The sequence below is a fragment of the Neorhizobium sp. T25_27 genome, from assembly GCF_002968565.1.
Taxonomy (GTDB): Bacteria; Pseudomonadota; Alphaproteobacteria; order Rhizobiales; family Rhizobiaceae; genus Neorhizobium; species Neorhizobium tomejilense.
Genome location: NZ_PVBJ01000001.1, coordinates 431,997 through 450,115 on the forward strand (window position 1 = coordinate 431,997; position 18,119 = coordinate 450,115).

Consider the following 18,119-nt stretch of genomic DNA (forward strand, 5'->3'; position numbering starts at 1 on the left):
CAAAATTCCCGTCACAGGCTCCGACTGCGTCTGCCGAATTCGTCGTTGACGGCATAAATAAAGTTGGATTGAAGCTCGGCGAGCTTAGGCTGCCCCCGATCTTTCTCCGACAGGATTGCCTTGTCTGCAGCGACTGGCCATTCGATCCCAAGCTCCGGATCGTTCCAAAGCAGGCCGCGTTCGTGTTCGGCGCTGTAATAGTCGGTCACCTTGTAGGTGATGACCGTATCCGCCGTCAGCGTACAAAACCCATGGGCGAAACCCGGCGGCAGCCAAAGCTGGAGGGCATTTTCGGCCGACAGTTCCACCGCGACGAATTTCCCGTAGGTCGGCGATCCGATACGGATATCAACCGCCACATCCAGGAGCGCGCCGCTTGAGCACGACACGAGTTTACCCTGTGAATGAGGATGGATCTGAAAGTGCAGGCCACGAACAGTTCCCGCCTCTGACGAATAAGACCGGTTATCCTGAACAAACGTGAAAGAACCGACTTCTGATTCAAAGAAGCTCTTCCGAAACGTTTCCATGAAATAGCCTCGAGGATCGCCGAATTTCTTCGACGCTAAAAGAAGTACATCTTCAATGATCGTACTCTCGAAGCGCACAAATTCCTCACGATCCTGAATTTCCGGCTGTTTGGTTATAAAGCCATACCGATATTCTGAGCGCAATTCGGATGCGGCTCATCAGATGGGCGATGGGATAGTCAATTAGCGGTAGGCTGAAGGCTATGCCCCGTTCTCCTGGTTACCCAGAGGATTGCTGTTCTCATCAGAACAACGAGGCTCGCAGCCAGTCCATGACTTGGCCGGGTTGTATCCTCAGCCAGGGCGGCTAAATCTAGGCTCCCGCTTCAGGCACGCGTTGCAGCCCGTCGCGAGCCTGCGTGTTCTCGGGCAGCTTCACCTCGCCGGCGAGTCCGAGTACCATGAGAGCCCGAATGAAGGTCCAGCCGAGGTCTATCTGGCCGTCTTCTAGGCCGAGGCGTGCAGATTGTGGGAAAGCGTGGTGATTGCCATGGAAGGCTTCACCAAATGTGATTAGCCCGTAGGCGGGCAAATTGTAGCCCTGGACCGCAACGTCCTTGACGCTCCAACCCTGGTGGCCACGGCGGTGAGCGAAGTGGCCGATCAGCCAATGGCCGGTAAGCGAGACAGAGACGCGCACCGCAATCCCCCATACCACCCAACCGCAGCCGCCGATGGCGAAGAAGAGTACGGCCCATGGCAACTGTTGCGCCATCCACGTTCGTTCGAGGAATTGGTAGAACCGGTCCCCGCGCACAGCCTTCTCGATGACGAAGGTGGGCGGATGTAGCAGTTTCACCGCACAATGCATCTGCCACCAGGCATCGACGAGGAACGAGCGGCGATGGGCATGTAGCGGGTGGCAATCGCGCTGACGCTGTGCCCAGTCGCGGATGTCATGTGCGTAGATCATGCCGAACGGCCCGGCCATGCCGACCAGCGTGCCCAGATAGACAAGAATGTATTCTACCGCCTTGCTGGTATGAAACGAGCGATGAATGAGCAGGCGATGCATGCCAACCGAATGACCGGCGCAGATGGTGATCGCCGTGGAGATCACGAAGAGTGCTAAGGCGTCCCAGCTAAAAGTCAGTGGGCCGAGAGCCAATGCGATCAATGTCAGCATGCCGGTCCAGATCGATTTCTCCGGCACCCAAACCACTTCGCCATCGGTAGCGCTGCTTCTAGGTGCGGAAATCATGCGTTCGGTAGAAAGGGTCTGCTTCGCTACAGTAGACATTGCCAATTCCAGGCTTTGCGTCGCCCACGCCTTGCAAAGCCGCAGACGGAGAGATATTTAGTTAATAAGCTAAATACTTATTCCTTAATTTAGGCATTTAGGCAATGACCTAAGTAGTGATGTTTTCGAGGTTGGTCGTGGTGGAGCAGAAGTCGAACGAGCCAATGGAAGAAACGTTGAGCTCGAATGGTTCGTTACAGAGCGTCTTCGAGGCACTGGCCTCAGCGCCGCGCCGGCGCATCCTGGCCTATCTGGCACATACGTCGCTGACCGCCGGGGAGATCGCGTCGCGCTTCGACATGTCTAAGCCTTCGATCTCCCAGCATCTCGGCGTGCTGGAGAATGCCGGCCTGATCGCCAAGAAGCGACAAGGCCAGTTCATCCACTATTCGATCGTGCCCAACAATCTCGCCAACACGCTGAACGGCTTCGTGCAAGAAGTCTGCCCAGTCGCGCGCCCCATCAAGAGGGAAAGCCGAGAGATCGCAGATGCAAAGACCGGTCCGGAGGAAGGAAGCGAGTAGCGCCGGCGCGTTTTTCCAGGATAAAAGCGGATTCGGAAACTCCGAAGCTCGGCGAGGGCCGCCACGAACGCATGCATCTGACATTGAAGCTGGAGACGACCAAGCCGGCCGGCGCCAATTTCCTGCAGCAGCAGGCCCGCTTTGACGATTTCGTTGAAGAATTCAACGCCGAACGGCCTCATCAAGCCCTCGATATGGCTTGCCCGGCAGAGCGTCACCACGCTTCAACACGACCCTATCACGGCCTACCGGAGCTCGACTATCCGTTCCACAACCAGACCGTGACCGTCACGACATGCGGCCGCATCTGCTACAAGCGAAAGAAGAACAATCTCAGCCTGGTCGTTGCAGGCCAGGCCGTCGGCATCAAGCAGGTCGAAGACCATATCTGGCTCGCAAGCTTCATGGATTACGATCTGGGATATTTCGATGACCAGACATGCAGGCTCGAGCCACTGCCGAACCCTTTCGGCTCAAAAGTGTTACCCATGTCTCGGGAATAAACCGTAACCTATGTGTCCAGAACGGACCCAAAATTGTTGTGGCTGGGGCGCCTGGATTCGAACCAGGGATGACGGTACCAAAAACCGTTGCCTTACCGCTTGGCGACGCCCCACCATGATGGCGGCGATGGTGCCGCTCAGGGAATGCGAGTGCTCTAGCAAAGCTTCATTCGCCGAGCAATCACAGAGCGGTCGTTTTTTGTTAAATCTCATACTTTCATTCGGCTTCGGAAATTTACTCCGGGGGCGTGCGCCGCCGCTCCGTGCCCCCGAGTGCCCGTTCACCTTTCGCAAAGCCTGCGCTCGCCGCGAAAAGGTTGATAGGTGCAGTCGGAGGCGCGGAAAGATCGGTAGCTGCGGGAGCAGGCGGTGATGTTGCAGGAGGGCGCGGTCCCCGGCTCGCCTGCCGCCAGCCCCTTGTCCAGATCGAAATCGGGAGCGGGCTCGGCCATCGCCGCGCGGATGAAGTCCCGCCAGATCCGAGCCGGAAGCGAGCCGCCGGTCACGCCTTTCATCGGCGTGTCGTCGTCATTCCCGACCCAGACGCCGACGACCAGCGGCTCGGTGAAACCGACAAACCAGGCATCGCGATTGTTCTGGCTGGTGCCTGTCTTGCCGGCGGCGAACGTGCCGGGATCCGCGTCTCGGCCCGTGCCGCGTTCGACGACGAGCTGCAGCAGGCCAAGGAGGTCGGACTGGTAGGGTGACAGATCGATCGAAGGCGCTGTCTTTTCGCCCACCCTGAAGGCCTGCGATTGGCCCGCCGCCTGAAAATCGATAATCCCCCAAGGTTCGACCGGCGCTTTCCCGAGACGAACCGATGCATAGGCGCTGGTGATATCGAGCAGATTGGTCTCCGAAGTGCCGAGCGCGAGGGATGGCGTCTGCGCGAGCGGTGTGTCGATGCCGAGTTCCTTGGCAGCCGCGATGACGTTGTCGAGCCCGACTTCCTGCGCCAGGGCGGCGGTTGCGGCATTCAACGAACGGGCGAAAGCTTCCGCCAATGTCACCCAACCCCGGTAACCGCCGCCGGAATTTTCGGGCGACCAGCCGTCGATCTCGATCGGGGCGTCGAGGACGCGGTCGGAAAGGGTCAGTCCCTTTTTCAAGGCCGCGTAATAGACGAACAGCTTGAAGGTGGAGCCCGGTTGCCGCATCGCCGTAACGGCGCGGTTGAACTGGCTCGTCTTGTAGTCATGACCGCCGACCATGGCGACGACCGCGCCTTCGGGTGTCATCGCCACCAGCGCCGCCTGGCTTGCGCCGAGCGTCTTTCCGTCTTCGTCCAGAGCCTGTGCAACAACCTTTTCGGCAATGCGCTGCAGGCGGGGCACGAGCGTCGTGCGGACGGTCGTCGATCCCGGCGAGGTGCCGGCGATCTCGCTTGCCTGCGGCGATATCCAATCGGCAAACCAGCTTCCCGAGCGGGGCGTCGGTGTCGTCGGCCGAAGTTTGCCGAACTTCGCCTTGGCGGCCGCGGCTTCGTCGGGCGTCAGCTTGCCATTGGCGACCATTGCGGCGAGCACCGTCGCCGTTCGCTGGCGGGCGCCTTCGAAATTGGCGATGGGGTTCAGCTGGCTCGGCGCCTTCAGGAGGCCGGCGAGCATGGCAGATTCGGAGACGTCGAGGTCTCCGATGTCCTTGTTGAAGTAGATCCGTGCGGCGGCCGGCATTCCGGTAGCACCGGAGCCGAGGTAAGCCGCGTTCAGATACCGGGTCAGGATTTCCCGCTTGCCGAGCTTCCATTCCAGCCAGAATGCGATGACCACCTCCTGGATTTTCCGCTTCAGCGTTCGGTCGCTTTCCAGATATTGCACCTTGATCAGTTGCTGCGTGATCGTGCTTCCGCCCTGGGCGACCGAGCCCGCCTGAAAATTCCGGACCAGCGCACGGCCGATACCCTTCGGATCGATACCGTAGTGGCTCATGAACCGCCTGTCCTCAATCGACAGGACAGCCTCGATGAGGGACGGCGGAAACTGGTCGTAAGCGGCATACGGCCCCTGATAGGGACCCTGCCGGACAAGCGGGGCGCCATCCGCCGTTTCCAGGACGATGACCGGCTTCAGCGTGCCGGCGGCAATCTCCCGCCATGGCACGTCCTTCAATGCCCATGTCAGAGCGCCCGCCAGGACAAGGACACAGGCGAATAATGCGAGTGCGGCCACGGTTATCCACGACCACCGCCTGGAGGACCGGTCCTGCGGTGAAAAGCGCCGCCGATGCCACCAGGCTTTTATTTGGAAAAGGGCTTTGCTGCGGAAGGCTGAAAAGCGCTCGGCCGTTCCGGATGTCGGATTTGGTTCCTGCTCTTTCGGCCGTGCGTATTTCTCCCGAAGAGCGGCAGCGGCGTTGCTTATCCAGAGGGAGCCCGATTGCCACGACGTTCCGAGATCATGGCGGAGCGCTGCCAGCAATTCACGGATGGCTCGTCCGCTTTGCCCGAAAGCCGGAGCGGGATCGTCGCCCGTTTCAGGCGCGCCTTCCGGTACGGCCTCTCTGTCGGTCACGCGCGCAGGCTCGCTGGGGGCATGTTCATCCGGGTTCTTGGAGCTGTCCTCAGGGCGGGTCATTCACTGCGTGGCTGTTGGATTTTGAATAAGGGAACTAGTGCATCATAGCGCAAAAGGAAGATGCTGTGGCGCCTGTCGGTGATCACAAGCAGTGACGTTCTACTCCCAATGAGGTAAGTCAGGTCAAATAGATAGGCGGCGGAAGCCGTGCCACACTCCGATCTGCAAGGTTTGGCCTGCAGGCGGAGGAAACGCATGAAAAAACGGGTGAAAAGCGATCCGAACTGGCCGGAGCCGGTGGTCGTAGCGGTCGGGCGGCGGTCTCCGGAGATTATTCGAACGCCCGCAGAGGCCTTGATCTATCTCACCAACAAATGGCCGGCGGCGCGCAACGAACGCTACAGAGCGGCGACCGAGGTCTGTTCCGCCGCGCTGCGCAGGCAGATCGACTCAGCGGCTGCACGTGAGACGTTTCTATCTGCCGCACTCGAGGCGGGAATGCTCCAATAAGCCTGCTGGGCGTGGACGGCATGAAATTCGGTAAGCCCACGTCGCACGGTTACCCGTTCGGGATCGAGTTCCGCATCGTGGCTTTCCGCGAGACTTCGCGCCGGAGCAGCATGCCGAAGAGGTCGCGCGGCTCGTCGGGGTCTGCAAGGAGGTCGAGATTTTCATAAAGCCCGGTGCCGGCGAGCTTGTCGCGGATATAACGAAGCGCCGAAAAATCCTCAGTCGCAAAACCGACACTGTCGAACAACGTCACCTGCGCGCTGCTCGTCCTGCCTGTCGTTAGACCGGAAATCACCTGCCAGAGTTCGGTGACAGGATAATCCGCCGGCATTTGCTGGATTTCGCCTTCGACACGGGTCTGCGGCGGATATTCGACAAAGATGTCGGAGCGCAGCAGGATATCCTTGTGAAGCTCGGTCTTGCCGGGGCAGTCGCCTCCGACGGCATTGATGTGGACACCGGGTCCGACCATGTTGTCGGTGAGGATGGTGGCGTTCTGCTTGTCTGCCGTCGCGGTGGTGATCACATGGGCGCCCTCGACGGCCTCCTGGGAGGACCGGCATCGGATGATCTCGAAGCCCATCCCGGAAAGATTTTTGGCGCATCGTTCGGTGGCTTGTGGGTCTATGTCGTAGAGCCGCAATTTCTTGATTCCGACCAGTGCCTTGAAGGCGATCGCCTGGAACTCGCTCTGCGCGCCATTGCCGATGATCGCCATGCAATCGGCGCCTTCCGGCACCAGATATTTGGCCGCCACGGCCGAGGTCGCCGCGGTGCGCAGTGCCGTCAGGATAGTCATCTCGGAAATGAGGAGCGGATAGCCGCTGTCGACATCGGAGAGCACCCCGAAGGCCGTCACGGTCTGGCGGCCTGTGCGGGTGTTCTTGGGGTGACCGTTGACATATTTGAAGCCATAGAGCGTGCCGTCGCTGGTCGGCATCAGCTCGATCACGCCTTCCTGCGAGTGGGAGGCGATACGCGGCACCTTGTCGAACGCCTCCCAACGGCGGAAATCCGCCTCGATATAGGCCGAAAGCTCCGTGAGGAAATTTTCCACGCCGACGTTCAGGACGAGATCCATCATGTTCTCGACGCTGATGAACGGCACGATGTTCAGGTTGGGCAAAGCTGGCATGGTTGGCTCCTTAGAAGGGATCATATCCTTTTCAGGCAACGCACGCCATGCATGCCAAAGCTGCTCCCGTCGTTCACCCCCTGTCGTTCACCCCTTGTCGTTCATCGCTTCACGGAGCGCATCGTTGATGCGATCCTGCCAGCCGGGGCCATCCTCCTGAAAATAGGCGAGCACGTCGCTGTCGAGCTTCAGGGACACAAGTTCCTTGACGTTCGGCGGCGCGCGCCGCTCGACCGCGGGAGCCGGAGTGGTCTTCTTGGCCGGCGCAAACAGGGCCTCTGCGGCCTCGAGTGGATTGACGGGCCGGCGCGGGGGACGTGTCATGATCATCTCCGTAGAAAGGGAAGGGGTCCGCCGCAGTTGTTTCTGCCTGCAGACGCGGCTCCCGCCTCGAACTATCAGCAAGCATGGCGAAATAGCAATCGCCGAGCAGGGGCTACCCGACCAGTGCTGGATCCTGATCCGGCCGAGACCTTGACGATCGAACCGGGTGGCGTCTATCTCGCTCCGAAAGCTCATTCCCGTCATTCGAAGACATCGGGGGAGGACACGCTTCATATCCTGATCCTCTTCGTTCACCGTTCAAAACCAATACAGGCTTGTCATGATCCAGGACTTCTCTTCCATCATCCAGCGTTTCGGTGTCGGCAGCCGTGGAAGTTCGGCTGTCGTGCACCAAGGCACCGGCTATTTCGCGGTGACGCCCCAGTCGCCCTATGACGGGGATCTGAGCGTTGCCGAACAGACCCGGCAATTGTTGGCCAAGGCAGAAGCGCGGCTTGCCGAAATCGGCAGCGCCAAGCAGGGTCTGATCTTCTGCGTCATCATGCTTGCCGACATGGACGGTTATGCCGAAATGAACGAGGTCTGGGACGCCTGGGTTTCGGGCATGGCCCCGCCCGCCCGGGCCTGTTTCGAGGCGCGGCTTGCCAATCCCGCCCTCAAGGTCGAGATGATCATGGTGTGCGCTGCGGCATCGGCCGAGGTTTAGTCTCAGGATCGATGCACGTTATGCATGGGTGACCTGAGGTATTGTTGCTTTTCCAGGCAGTGCCGAGCGCCTATATCATCGTCATCGAACGACGCCGGAGCCAAGAACGGATGCTGACGTCAGACAGTCTCAGGAAAGGGACCCGATCATGAACGTAGCACGCTCTTTCAACAACTGGCGCAAGTATCGCCAGACCGTCTCGGAACTCGGCCGCATGACCAGCCGCGAACTGCAGGACCTTGGCATCGACCGCGCCGACATCCGTAACGTCGCCCGCGCAGCCAGCGCTCGCTGACCGCGATACTTCTTCCCGGAATTTGCATGACGCCCGCCATTGCCGCGGGCGTTTTTGCGTCGAGCACCTGCTCTGGTCCGGACCTCCTTCGAGCGCCGTGTTCCGGTATGCGTTTTTCGTATAGCTGCACTGCAACATAATGGGTATCAATCGAGCCGGACGGGTGTATAGTCATACTTATCGAAGCGATGCACCTCCTCCCGCAGAGCTTCGTGTTATCAGACGGCCCACTCCTCCTCCCAGGGACGTCTGTAGGAACAGCGGCACTCCTCCTCCCAGCCGCTGTTCGGTTCTTTTCGGAAAGCCTGCCGCACCTCCTCCCGCGGCAGGCTTTTTCGTTTTGGGGCTGAGGGTTTTCCGAAAATCAAGTTGCGCGTCTTTGGCCGTGTCCGCCCGGTGCGGTATCCGGCGGCGCCTGTCGGGCGCCTCCTTCGAGTCGCAGGAAGCCGCCTGCGGACCCTCATGGTGAGACCGAATCCCCATGTAAAGCGTGTCGCAGCTAACAGGATTCAGGATTTCCGTTTGGGGTGATCTGTGATTCACTCTGCCCATGGAAGGAGACGCACCATGGGCAAGCCGCATCCGATCGAGTTGCGTGAGCGTGTTGTTGCGTTTGTGAATGACGGCAATAGTCATCGAGAAGCGGCGCGGCATTTCCGTGTTTCGCCTCGCTTCGTCAACAACATGATGATCCTTCATCGCTCATCCGGTTCGCTTGCCGCCGCCAAACAGGGCCATCCGCCTGGCAGCAAGCTTTCAGCCCATGGCGAATGGATCAGCGGGCGAGTGTCTCTTCATGCCGAAGTGACCTTGGACGAGTTGTGTATTGAATTGGCTGAGCGCGGTGTAAAAGTCCACCGAGCCACGGTCGGGCGGTTTCTGCACCGGCTTGGGCTGAGCAATAAAAAAAAGCCTCAAGGCAAGCGAGCAGCGCAGACCGGAGATCGCCAAGGCGCGTGATCTGTGGATCAGCCGCCGAAAGCGGTTCTTCAACAAGGCATTGTCGCGGCTCATCTTTATCGATGAGACTTCGACGAACACACGTCTGACAAAACGCACGGGATGGTCACGCAAAGGCAACCGCTTTGTCGCCTATGCTCCCTTCGGGAAATGGAAGACACAGACCTTCATTGCCGGACTGCGCTGTCATGGTCTCACGGCTCCCTTCATCGTCGATGCGCCGATGAACAGTCGCATCTTCGAGACCTGGATCGACACCCAACTCGCTCCGACATTATCACCGGGAGACGTCGTCATCCTCGATAACGTCGGCTTCCACAAAAGCGAACGAGCCGAGCAGTTGGTCAAGGCGAAAGGTGCTTGGCTTCTGTTTTTGCCGCCCTATTCGCCGGACCTCAACCCCATCGAAATGGCATTCTCAAAACTCAAGGCGCTCCTGCGAAAGCGAGCCGCACGCAGCTTCGATACGATTACACAAGCCCTCGGCGATATCATCAGTCTCTTCTCAGTCGCAGAATGCCGAAACTTCTTTAAAGCGGCAGGCTATGAGGCCGAATAGATGCGATACGCTTTAGCGGCCCAGAATCACAGCCGTTACCGAACCGCCAGAAGAGATGGTTCGCGTGCTGCGCGCGGTCGTTTTGACGTGCCTTTTTCCCTCGCATCCGGCATTTCAAGCCAATGTCCTACGAGACGAGCTCGATGGAGAGGAAGATCGTAACGATCGGTTAAAACCAGGCTCTTTGCGAGGTTTACGTTTACCATTTGTTAACCATGTCGGCGCTAGAAATCAGTCAACGATTTCTTTACGCAGATGACCAAAATGCTAACAGACGCTCGCTCTATCCGCATCAAGGGCCGCTCTTTTCTGGCGGTTGTCCTTGCCCCTGATCTTCCCTTCGACGACTGGCTCATCCGGCTGGATGACCTTGCGGCACGTTCTGCGGGTTTCTTTCTGGGCCGGCCTGTCGTGCTCGACGTCACCGATCTGCCGATCGACCGCGCCCAACTGAAGGATCTCATCACCGAACTGGCCGGACGCAACGTCAATATCATGGGCATCGAGGGCGGCCGTCCTTCGATCCTCGGTCCCGGCATGCCTCCGGCTCTTAAAGGTGGCCGGCCGGTCTCCGACGAGGCCGTCGCCAAGGAGCCGATCATCGAGCTGCGCAACGGCGAGCCGAAGCCGGTCGCGCCGGAGGTTCGGTCCGCGTTGCAGTCGATTGTCATCCGCGAGCCGGTCCGTTCCGGCCAGTCGGTCATCTTTCCGGAAGGCGACGTGACGATCATCGGCTCGGTCGCTTCAGGTGCCGAAATCATCGCCGGCGGATCAGTGCATATCTACGGGACCCTGCGTGGCCGGGCCATGGCGGGATCGCTTGGAAACGCCTCGGCGCGCATCTTCTGCCGCAAGCTCGAAGCCGAGCTGGTGGCAATCGACGGCATCTACAAGATGGCGGAAGACATGGCCCCTGGCCTTCGCGGACAGTCAGTCCAGCTTTGGCTCGAAGGGGATTCGATCATTGCAGAGAAACTTATTTGAGCCGAAGCCGGCCAGCAAACAGGAGAGCAAGATGGGGAAAGTCATCGTAGTCACTTCAGGCAAGGGCGGGGTTGGCAAGACGACCTCGACTGCCGCATTGGGAGCGGCTCTGGCGCAGCGAAACGAACGGGTTGTCGTCGTCGATTTTGACGTCGGGCTGCGCAACCTCGACCTGGTGATGGGCGCCGAGCGCCGGGTCGTTTACGACCTGATCAACGTCATTCAGGGCGAAGCCAAGCTTTCGCAGGCACTGATCCGCGACAAGCGGCTGGAGACATTGTTCCTGCTGCCGGCCTCGCAGACGCGCGACAAGGACAACCTGACACCCGAGGGTGTGGAGCGAGTGATTACCGAGCTGAAGCGGGTCTTCGACTGGGTCATCTGCGACAGCCCGGCCGGGATCGAAAGCGGCGCCACGCTCGCTATGCGCCACGCCGACATGGCGGTGGTGGTCACCAATCCGGAAGTCTCGTCGGTTCGCGACTCGGACCGCATCATCGGCTTGCTGGACTCGAAGACGATGAAGGCCGAGCGCGGCGAGCGCATGGAAAAGCACCTGCTTCTGACGCGCTACGACGCCAATCGCGCGGAGCGGGGCGACATGCTGAAGGTCGAGGACGTGCTGGAGATCCTCTCCATCCCGCTCATCGGCATCATCCCGGAAAGCATGGATGTCCTGCGCGCATCGAACATCGGCGCGCCGGTCACCCTGGCGGACGCACGCAGCGCACCGGCCATGGCTTATTTCGACGCCGCACGCCGGCTTGCAGGAGAAGTTCTGCCGATCACGATCCCCGGGGAAAAGCGGGGGATATTCGGCAAGATCTTCGCACGGAGGGCCGCATGACTATATTCAACCTTTTCCGCAAACAGCGCTCCGCACCCACGGCCCGCGAACGCCTGCAGGTGCTTCTCGCCCACGAACGCTCGTCGAACGGCTCGGACCTCGTAGCTTTGCTTCGCGAGGAGATCCTTGCCGTGATTGCCAAACACGTGCAGGTCGATAGCGACAAGGTGCAGGTCAAGATGGATCGCGACGAGGACGTCACGATCCTGGAGATCGACGTCGAGATCCCGTTGAATGCCGTCAGCCAGGCGGCTTGAGGCGATAGGCTGTCATAGGCTCGGTTCGAAACGCGGATAACCCGGTTATCCGCGTTTTCTCTTGCGTGACGAAGACGGCCTGCCTGGCACGTCGCTTGCTTCGTAAAACGGTTGCCCCTGCAAAAGGAAACGGCCGTGTACGCGAACATAAATCCCTCCATCGACGTCAGGTTGCTGCGCACCACCTATCTGCTGCTCAGGGAGCGCAATGTCTCCAAAGTCGCGGTGCTGCTCGGACACAGCCAGCCGGCGGTCAGTGCCTGCCTCAAGAAGGCGCGGGAAATCTTCTCCGATCCGCTTCTGGTGCGCAGCGGCCAGAAACTGGTGCTCACCGAGCGCGGCGAAGAGGTGATGACCTCGATCGCGGCAATGCTCGAAGGCCTGCTGGACACGCTGAACCGCAGCAGCCAGTTCGATCCGGGCATGGTCCACAGCCGGATGCGGATCGCCGCGGTCAATTGTTTCGGCACCTTCCTCATCCCGCCGATCGCCACCAGCATCCGGCGTGAAGCGCCCGGCATATCGGTCGATTTTTTTGCGCCCTCCGAGCAGAGCGATCTCATCGAGGATCTGGGGTCTGGCCGGGTGGACATGGTGATTGGCAACTGGCCGGCGCCGCAGCAGAGCCTGAAGTCGAGCACACTCCTGCATTGCGAGATTGCCTGTGTGGTGCAGAAGTCGAGCCCCATGGCGAAGCGCGGTCGCCTTCTTCTCGACGACTATCTCGATGCTGACCACGTCTCGCCGACGCCGGGTTCGAATGCGGTCTACAGCCCGATCGACGGCCGGCTCGCGCAGCTCGGAATGCGCCGCCGCATCGCCATGTCGGTTCCCGAATACGCGCTGATTCCGGCAATCCTTGCCGAAACCGACCTGATCTTCACGACGGCGCGACCCTATGCCGAATATATCGTCGCGAATGCTCCGGCCAACCACCTGCAACTCGTCGAGGCCCCGCGGGAATTCGACCAGATGAACCTCTACCTTCTATGGCACGAACGGGCCCATAACAGCGGCGCCAACCGGTGGCTGCGCAATGTCATCCGCACCGTCGCGCGGCGCTTCGACCAGACGCTTCATCCGGTTCCGTCCGAAATGCCTCTGCGGGCGGCGTCCTGAAGTCGCCGAGTATAAGCAAACGGATATACCCGCTATCGACGGCCGTGGCATTCACCCGCGGACAAAATTTGCCCATGCTGCAGGCAGGATTTACATCTGCCAAAGAATTGAGCAGGCAGATTTAGCGCCGGGGAATTTCGAATGCTGATGCACACCCTTCTCGTGGATGGCGCCAATCGCGATCCCGACCATGCCTGTTTCCACTGGGTCGATCGCGACAGGAGCCTGACCTATGCCGGGGCCGTCGAAGCGATGGAGCGCGCTGCGGGCGCATTGCATAGTCTCGGGGTCAGGCCGGGCGACCGTGTGACGATCTTCGCACACAACGGCATGGACTACCTGACGACGATGCTGGGCTGCTGGCGGCTCGGGGCGATTTCAGCTCTCGTAAACGTCAAGTTCGCCGACGAACTTGCCTGTTATTTCGGCGATCACCAGCCGACTGCGGTCGTTTATACCCATGACAAACATGAACAGGTGAGCGCCGCAGCCGCCTGCGTGCCGACGATCCGGGCGTTGATCTGCATGGACGGGCCGCAACCGGGCGCTCACTCTCTGCCGGAGTTGATGGCGGCTGCCCTGCCGGTGCCTGCCGATCCGGGCAACGAAGATGCGATTGCCCATCTTTCCTATACGTCCGGGACCACCGGCAAACCGAAGGGCGCCTGCCTCAAGCATGAGCCGACGGTGCGCGCGACCCGCTGCATCGCCGAGCGGCTGCAGATCACGGCGGACGACGTTTCGTTCGGCCCAAGCGCCTTGTCGAGCTCTTATCAACTGGTCGGAAATCTTCTGCCGCAGCTGTCGCGCGGCGCGGCGATCAACGTGATGGGCCGTTGGACGCAGGAGGCCGGTTTCGATGCACTCGAAGCTCGCGGGGCGACCATGCTGATCGCCAACCCTCCGATCCTGACCGATCTCCTCAACGAGGCCGCCATCCGCGGCCATGCGCCGGCGAAGCTGCGGATGAGCATGTCGGGCGGCGGCCCGGTTCCGCCGGTTCTGAAGGCGGGTTGGCAGGAGAAGCTGAAGCTGCCGCTGGTTGAGAGCTATGGTCAGTCGGAGCTGGGCGGTTTCGTGGCGCTCGGTTTCCCGAAGCTCGATAGCGCCGACATCGAGACCCGTCGCGCTGGCATGCCGCTGCCGGACAAGGAGGTCCGCATTCTCAATTCCGACGGTTCCGAACTTCCCTGCGGTTCGGTCGGCGAGATCGCGCTTCGTGGCGGTTTCATGTGGGGTTACTGGGGCAAGCCCGAAAAGACCGCCGAGACGCTGCGCGACGGCTGGCTATGGACCGGCGATATCGGCACGATGGACCGGCACGGCTTTGTCACCATGATGGGACGTCGCTCCGAACTTCTCGAGGTCGGCGGCAAGACCTGGTATCCGCGCGATGTGGAAGAGGCGCTATCGACGGTCGCCGGCATCGAGCAGGCGGCAGTCGTCGGCGTCCCTGATCCGACCATGAAGACGCGGCCGGTCGCCTTCGTGCAGGCCGCCGCGCCGGTCGATGGCGAGGCCGCGAAGGCGCAGATTGCAGCGACGCTTCCCTACGACCTCTCCGTCATGACGGTGATCTCGCTTGCAGAGCTGCCCATGACCCCCACCGGCAAGATCGCCAAGGCGGAGCTGGCGGCACGCGCCGCTGCGGCCTGACAATGAAACCGAGGATATGTCGATGAAGCTGAAATCGCATTGGTGGTGGGATCATACCGCAAAGGACTTCTCCGAGTTCGAGATGGAGAAATTCGTTGCGATCCTGCCGATCGCCGCCGTCGAGCAGCATGGGCCACACCTTCCGGTCCGCGTCGATGCCGCGATCAATGCCGGCGTCGTCGCCCGCACGGTCGAGCTGATGGAAGGCGACTTGCCGGTTCTGGTGCTGCCGATGATGCCTGTCGGCAAGTCGGTCGAGCATACCGCATATCCGGGGACGCTGACCTTCAACTACGACACGCTGGCCAAGATGTGGTTCGAGCTCGGCGAGAGCGTCAATCGCGCCGGCTGCCGCAAGATCATCTTCGTCAATTCGCATGGCGGCCAGCCGCAGGTGATGGACATCGTCTGCCGCGAGCTGCGCATCAAGCTCGACATGTTCGCCGTCAGCGCCTGGGCGAGTGCCGGCGCCGATTTCTCCGACCTGTTCAGCGCCCACGAGATGAAGCACGGCATCCACGGCGGCGAAGCGGAGACCAGCGTGATGCTGCATCTGCATCGCGAGCTGATCGACATGCAATATGCCGAGGATTTCGTGCCGGTCTCCGTCGAGCTCGAAGCGGCTGGCGGGTTGCTGATGCCGGAAGGCCGGATCGGTTATGGCTGGCAGACCCAGGACGTGCAGCCCTCCGGCGCCTGCGGCAATGCGGCTGCCGGCGATGCCGAACGCGGCCGTCTCTATGTCGAGCGCAGCGCCGCCAACCTCCTGAAGCTGATCAAGGAAGTGCTGGATTTCCCGCTCGACCGGATCACCTCCAAAACCATGTACAAGGGGTGATTGCTTGACGACCCCACGCGCACCATACGGCGTTGCAGGCCCCGAAAGGGGCGAGCTTCTGCTCGATGACGGCGTCGTGCTGGTGTCGGATATCTATTGTCCTCAAGGGGAGGGCAGGTTCCCGGTGCTGCTGATGCGCCAGCCTTATGGACGTGCCATCGCCTCGACATTGGTGCTCGCGCATCCCTCCTGGTACGCCTCGCATGGCTACATCGTCGTCATCCAGGATGTGCGGGGCTGCGGCGAATCCAGTGGTATCTTCGAGGCCTTCGTCGCCGAAACGGGCGATGGCGCACGTACGCTGGAATGGGCGGCCGCATTGCCTGGAAGCAACGGCAAGCTCGGCCTCTACGGCTTCAGTTACCAGGCGGTGACACAATATTTTGCCATTGCCGGCAAGGGGAGCGTTCGGCCGGATGCCATTGCGCCTGCCATGGGCTCCTGGATGCCACGCGATGACTGGGCCTATGAGGGCAATGCCTTCCGGCTCGGGCTCAATGCCGGTTGGGCGGCGCAGATGGCGCGGCTGACCGCGGCGCGGCGGGAGGATGCCGCAACCTTTTCTGCCCTCGCCGGAGCGGCAGACGATGCGACCCTTCGTGACCTGCTCGCCTCCCGGTCCGACATATCGCATCTCGCCAAATGGATGGCGGACGAGAGTGACTATTGGGACGCGGTCTCGCCCGGCGTGCTGCTGGCTGACGATCCGCTGGACATACCGGTTCTTCATACAGGGGGCTGGGCCGATTTCCTGCTTCAGGGAACCTGGGCCGCCGATGCAGCCTTTCGGCGGAAACATCCGGAGAGTTCACATCTGGTGATCGGCCCTTGGGCGCATGCGCCGTGGAACCGGTCATGCGGTGCCACCGACATGGGGCAGGAGGCGGAATTCTCGGTCGATCGCGCCCAACTGGCCTTCTTCGATTTCTATCTCAAGGGGCTTGGCGAACGACCGCAGCCGGTTAGGCTCTTCGACATGGGGCGGCGCCGTTGGGGCGATTTCGCAGATCGTCCCGTCAGCTCCGAAGCCGAATTTTTCCTCTCATCCTCAGGCCTTGGCGCGGCCATGGTCAGCGATGGCAGGCTGTCGAGGGGGAGCGGTGCTGAGGCCCGCGATACATTCGTCCACGATCCCACGCGCCCGACAGCGCTTGTCGGCGGTCATCTCGGGACGCCGGCCGGTTTTGCCGACCGCAGCGGCCACGACAACCGCGCCGACGTTGCCGTCTACACAAGCGCGCCCTTCGATGCGGCGAGGTCCTATATCGGCGAAGCCTGTGCCGAGATCGAGGTCGAGACGCAGTCCGAAGGTTTCGATCTCTGCGCGACATTGTCGCTCGTTGCTCCATCTGGGGAGGCGAGGGTGCTCAGTACCGCTTATGCTCGCCTCAACAGCGGCCGGCGTGTTTTGGCACGCATCAGCCTTCGCCCGATCTGCATCACCGTCCTGGAAGGTTTCGCGTTACGGCTTTCGCTGCAGGGCGCCGGCGCGCCGGTCTTCGAAGTTCATCCCGGCGACGGGCCTTTCGCGTCCGTGCCCGAAATGGCGCGGCGACCGATCGCCATTTCCATCTGCCATGGCGGGACGACGCGTTCCCGCCTGATCATGCCCGAGGCTCTCGACCATGTCGCATAAGCACTACCTGACGCTCGACAACATCACGGCCACCTACGGCGATTCCGTCGCTGTCAGCGGCCTCACGATCGAGGTCGCCAAGGGCGAGCTCCTGTCGCTGCTCGGGCCCTCCGGCTGCGGCAAGACAACGACGCTCCGGATGATCGCCGGTTTCGTGCAGCCGTCGGAAGGGCGCGTCATCCTCAACGGCGAGGACATCAGCAAGCGGCCCGTCCATACCCGCAACATCGGCGTCGTCTTCCAGTCCTACGCGCTGTTCCCGCACCTGACGGCGCTCGACAATGTCGGATTCGGCCTGCGCATGCGCCATGTCGGCAAGGCGGAATGCCGCGCCCGGGCCGCTGCCGCCCTCGATACGGTCGGGCTCGGCGCCTATTACGACCGGTATCCTGGCCAGCTTTCCGGCGGCCAGCAGCAGCGCGTAGCGCTTGCCCGCGCGCTGGTGATCGAGCCGGACGTGTTGCTCCTTGACGAGCCGCTTTCCAATCTCGATGCCCATCTGCGCGCCGACATGCGCACCGAAATCCGCACGCTGCAGCAGCGGCTCGGCATCACCACGGTGTTCGTCACCCACGACCAGCAGGAAGCGCTCGCCATGTCGGATCGCGTCGCGGTGATGAACAAGGGGTTGCTCGCCGAAATCGGCACGCCGGTCGGGCTCTGCGACCGGCCGCATTCGCCGTTCACCGCCTCCTTCCTCGGCGCCCGCACGGTGATCGAGGGGAGGACCGAGAACGGCCTGTTCACGGCGCTGGGGCTCACCTGCGAGGGCGCACCTTCCGGCGCTACCCGCCTCGTTCTGCGTGCGTCGCGGCTCAGGCTCTCGGACGGGCCGGGGCCGCTCAATGTCGCCGGCACGCTCGTCAATGCAGCCTTCCTCGGCGACACCTACGAAGCCGATATCCAATCCGCATGCGGCATGATCCGCCTGATCGTGCCTTCGGATATGCCGCCTCCGCCCCTCGGGACACCGTGCAGCATCCAGACCCAGCCGGGTGGCGCCACATTCATCTGACCGAAAA

19 protein-coding genes, 1 tRNA gene and 1 pseudogene are annotated in these 18,119 nt (G+C 61.3%); 15 read left to right on the forward strand and 6 right to left on the reverse strand.

Translation table 11 applies throughout. The annotated features are described in order from the left end of the window. Positions 1-11 precede the first annotated feature (11 nt). Together rfbC and C5J24_RS02290 are read right to left on the reverse strand one after the other, a co-directional pair. Positions 12-608: a dTDP-4-dehydrorhamnose 3,5-epimerase gene (gene rfbC, locus C5J24_RS02285; RefSeq protein WP_105415274.1), complete on the reverse strand. Its 597-nt coding sequence runs from the start codon at positions 606-608 to the stop codon at positions 12-14. Between the two features lie 235 nt (positions 609-843). Then, entirely contained in the window at positions 844-1,770 is a 927-nt protein-coding gene (locus C5J24_RS02290) for an acyl-CoA desaturase (RefSeq protein ID WP_371673561.1), read from the reverse strand. A gap of 164 nt (positions 1,771-1,934) precedes the next feature. Here C5J24_RS02290 and C5J24_RS02295 point away from each other — a divergent pair, with 164 nt between their 5' ends. Together C5J24_RS02295 and C5J24_RS02300 are read left to right on the forward strand one after the other, a co-directional pair. After that, a complete protein-coding gene (locus C5J24_RS02295; protein WP_105415275.1) occupies positions 1,935-2,294 on the forward strand; it encodes a metalloregulator ArsR/SmtB family transcription factor in 360 nt (119 codons plus the stop codon). A 56-nt stretch (positions 2,295-2,350) separates the two neighbouring features. Beyond that, a pseudogene (locus C5J24_RS02300) lies at positions 2,351-2,797 on the forward strand (integrase core domain-containing protein); the annotation flags it as partial. A 39-nt stretch (positions 2,798-2,836) separates the two neighbouring features. Here the strand turns inward: C5J24_RS02300 and C5J24_RS02305 are convergent. Both C5J24_RS02305 and C5J24_RS02310 read right to left on the reverse strand, forming a co-directional pair. After that, positions 2,837-2,910 (reverse strand) — tRNA-Gln (locus C5J24_RS02305). Positions 2,911-3,078: 168 nt separating this feature from the next. Beyond that, positions 3,079-5,370 carry a PBP1A family penicillin-binding protein gene (locus C5J24_RS02310; protein ID WP_371673563.1) on the reverse strand — a complete coding sequence of 764 codons (2,292 nt, stop codon included), beginning with the start codon at positions 5,368-5,370 and terminating at the stop codon, positions 3,079-3,081. Between the two features lie 195 nt (positions 5,371-5,565). On the opposite strand from C5J24_RS02310, the gene C5J24_RS02315 reads away from it, so the two are divergent. Continuing rightward, positions 5,566-5,820: a DUF982 domain-containing protein gene (locus C5J24_RS02315; RefSeq protein WP_105415279.1), complete on the forward strand. Its 255-nt coding sequence runs from the start codon at positions 5,566-5,568 to the stop codon at positions 5,818-5,820. Between the two features lie 49 nt (positions 5,821-5,869). Here the strand turns inward: C5J24_RS02315 and C5J24_RS02320 are convergent, their stop codons facing one another. Further along, positions 5,870-6,955: an ornithine cyclodeaminase gene (locus C5J24_RS02320; protein WP_105415281.1), complete on the reverse strand. Its 1,086-nt coding sequence runs from the start codon at positions 6,953-6,955 to the stop codon at positions 5,870-5,872. A gap of 87 nt (positions 6,956-7,042) precedes the next feature. After that, a complete protein-coding gene (locus tag C5J24_RS02325) occupies positions 7,043-7,279 on the reverse strand; it encodes a BrnA antitoxin family protein (protein ID WP_105400587.1) in 237 nt (78 codons plus the stop codon). Positions 7,280-7,559: 280 nt separating this feature from the next. Here C5J24_RS02325 and C5J24_RS02330 point away from each other — a divergent pair, with 280 nt between their 5' ends. From C5J24_RS02330 to C5J24_RS02380, 12 genes are all read left to right on the forward strand, one after another. After that, positions 7,560-7,946: a RidA family protein gene (locus C5J24_RS02330; RefSeq protein ID WP_105415283.1), complete on the forward strand. Its 387-nt coding sequence runs from the start codon at positions 7,560-7,562 to the stop codon at positions 7,944-7,946. 148 nt (positions 7,947-8,094) lie between these two features. Continuing rightward, on the forward strand, positions 8,095-8,241 hold the full coding sequence (locus tag C5J24_RS02335) for a DUF1127 domain-containing protein (RefSeq protein WP_080951260.1): 147 nt from the start codon (positions 8,095-8,097) through the stop codon (positions 8,239-8,241). Between the two features lie 567 nt (positions 8,242-8,808). Next, positions 8,809-9,201, forward strand: coding sequence for a transposase (locus C5J24_RS32230; RefSeq protein WP_245446491.1), 393 nt, complete (start codon positions 8,809-8,811; stop codon positions 9,199-9,201). A gap of 40 nt (positions 9,202-9,241) precedes the next feature. Further along, positions 9,242-9,760, forward strand: coding sequence for an IS630 family transposase (locus C5J24_RS32235; protein WP_245446492.1), 519 nt, complete (start codon positions 9,242-9,244; stop codon positions 9,758-9,760). Between the two features lie 255 nt (positions 9,761-10,015). After that, positions 10,016-10,744, forward strand: coding sequence for a septum site-determining protein MinC (minC, locus tag C5J24_RS02345; protein WP_105415285.1), 729 nt, complete (start codon positions 10,016-10,018; stop codon positions 10,742-10,744). A 31-nt stretch (positions 10,745-10,775) separates the two neighbouring features. Further along, the gene (gene minD / locus C5J24_RS02350) at positions 10,776-11,591 is read left to right on the forward strand and encodes a septum site-determining protein MinD (protein ID WP_038543948.1); all 816 of its coding nucleotides are present in this window, start codon (positions 10,776-10,778) and stop codon (positions 11,589-11,591) included. Beyond that, positions 11,588-11,848, forward strand: coding sequence for a cell division topological specificity factor MinE (minE, locus tag C5J24_RS02355; protein ID WP_105415287.1), 261 nt, complete (start codon positions 11,588-11,590; stop codon positions 11,846-11,848). The genes minD and minE overlap by 4 nt, the downstream gene beginning before the upstream one ends. Positions 11,849-11,983: 135 nt before the next feature. Further along, positions 11,984-12,967: a LysR family transcriptional regulator gene (locus tag C5J24_RS02360; RefSeq protein ID WP_105424136.1), complete on the forward strand. Its 984-nt coding sequence runs from the start codon at positions 11,984-11,986 to the stop codon at positions 12,965-12,967. Positions 12,968-13,108: 141 nt separating this feature from the next. Next, positions 13,109-14,623 (forward strand): class I adenylate-forming enzyme family protein, encoded by a 1,515-nt coding sequence (locus tag C5J24_RS02365; protein ID WP_105415291.1) that lies wholly within the window; start codon positions 13,109-13,111, stop codon positions 14,621-14,623. Between the two features lie 22 nt (positions 14,624-14,645). Beyond that, entirely contained in the window at positions 14,646-15,461 is an 816-nt protein-coding gene (locus tag C5J24_RS02370; protein WP_105416576.1) for a creatininase family protein, read from the forward strand. A 4-nt stretch (positions 15,462-15,465) separates the two neighbouring features. Further along, positions 15,466-17,097: a CocE/NonD family hydrolase gene (locus C5J24_RS02375; protein WP_105415293.1), complete on the forward strand. Its 1,632-nt coding sequence runs from the start codon at positions 15,466-15,468 to the stop codon at positions 17,095-17,097. Beyond that, on the forward strand, positions 17,087-18,112 hold the full coding sequence (locus C5J24_RS02380) for an ABC transporter ATP-binding protein (RefSeq protein ID WP_105415295.1): 1,026 nt from the start codon (positions 17,087-17,089) through the stop codon (positions 18,110-18,112). Before C5J24_RS02375 ends, C5J24_RS02380 begins: the two co-directional genes overlap by 11 nt. Positions 18,113-18,119 lie beyond the last annotated feature (7 nt).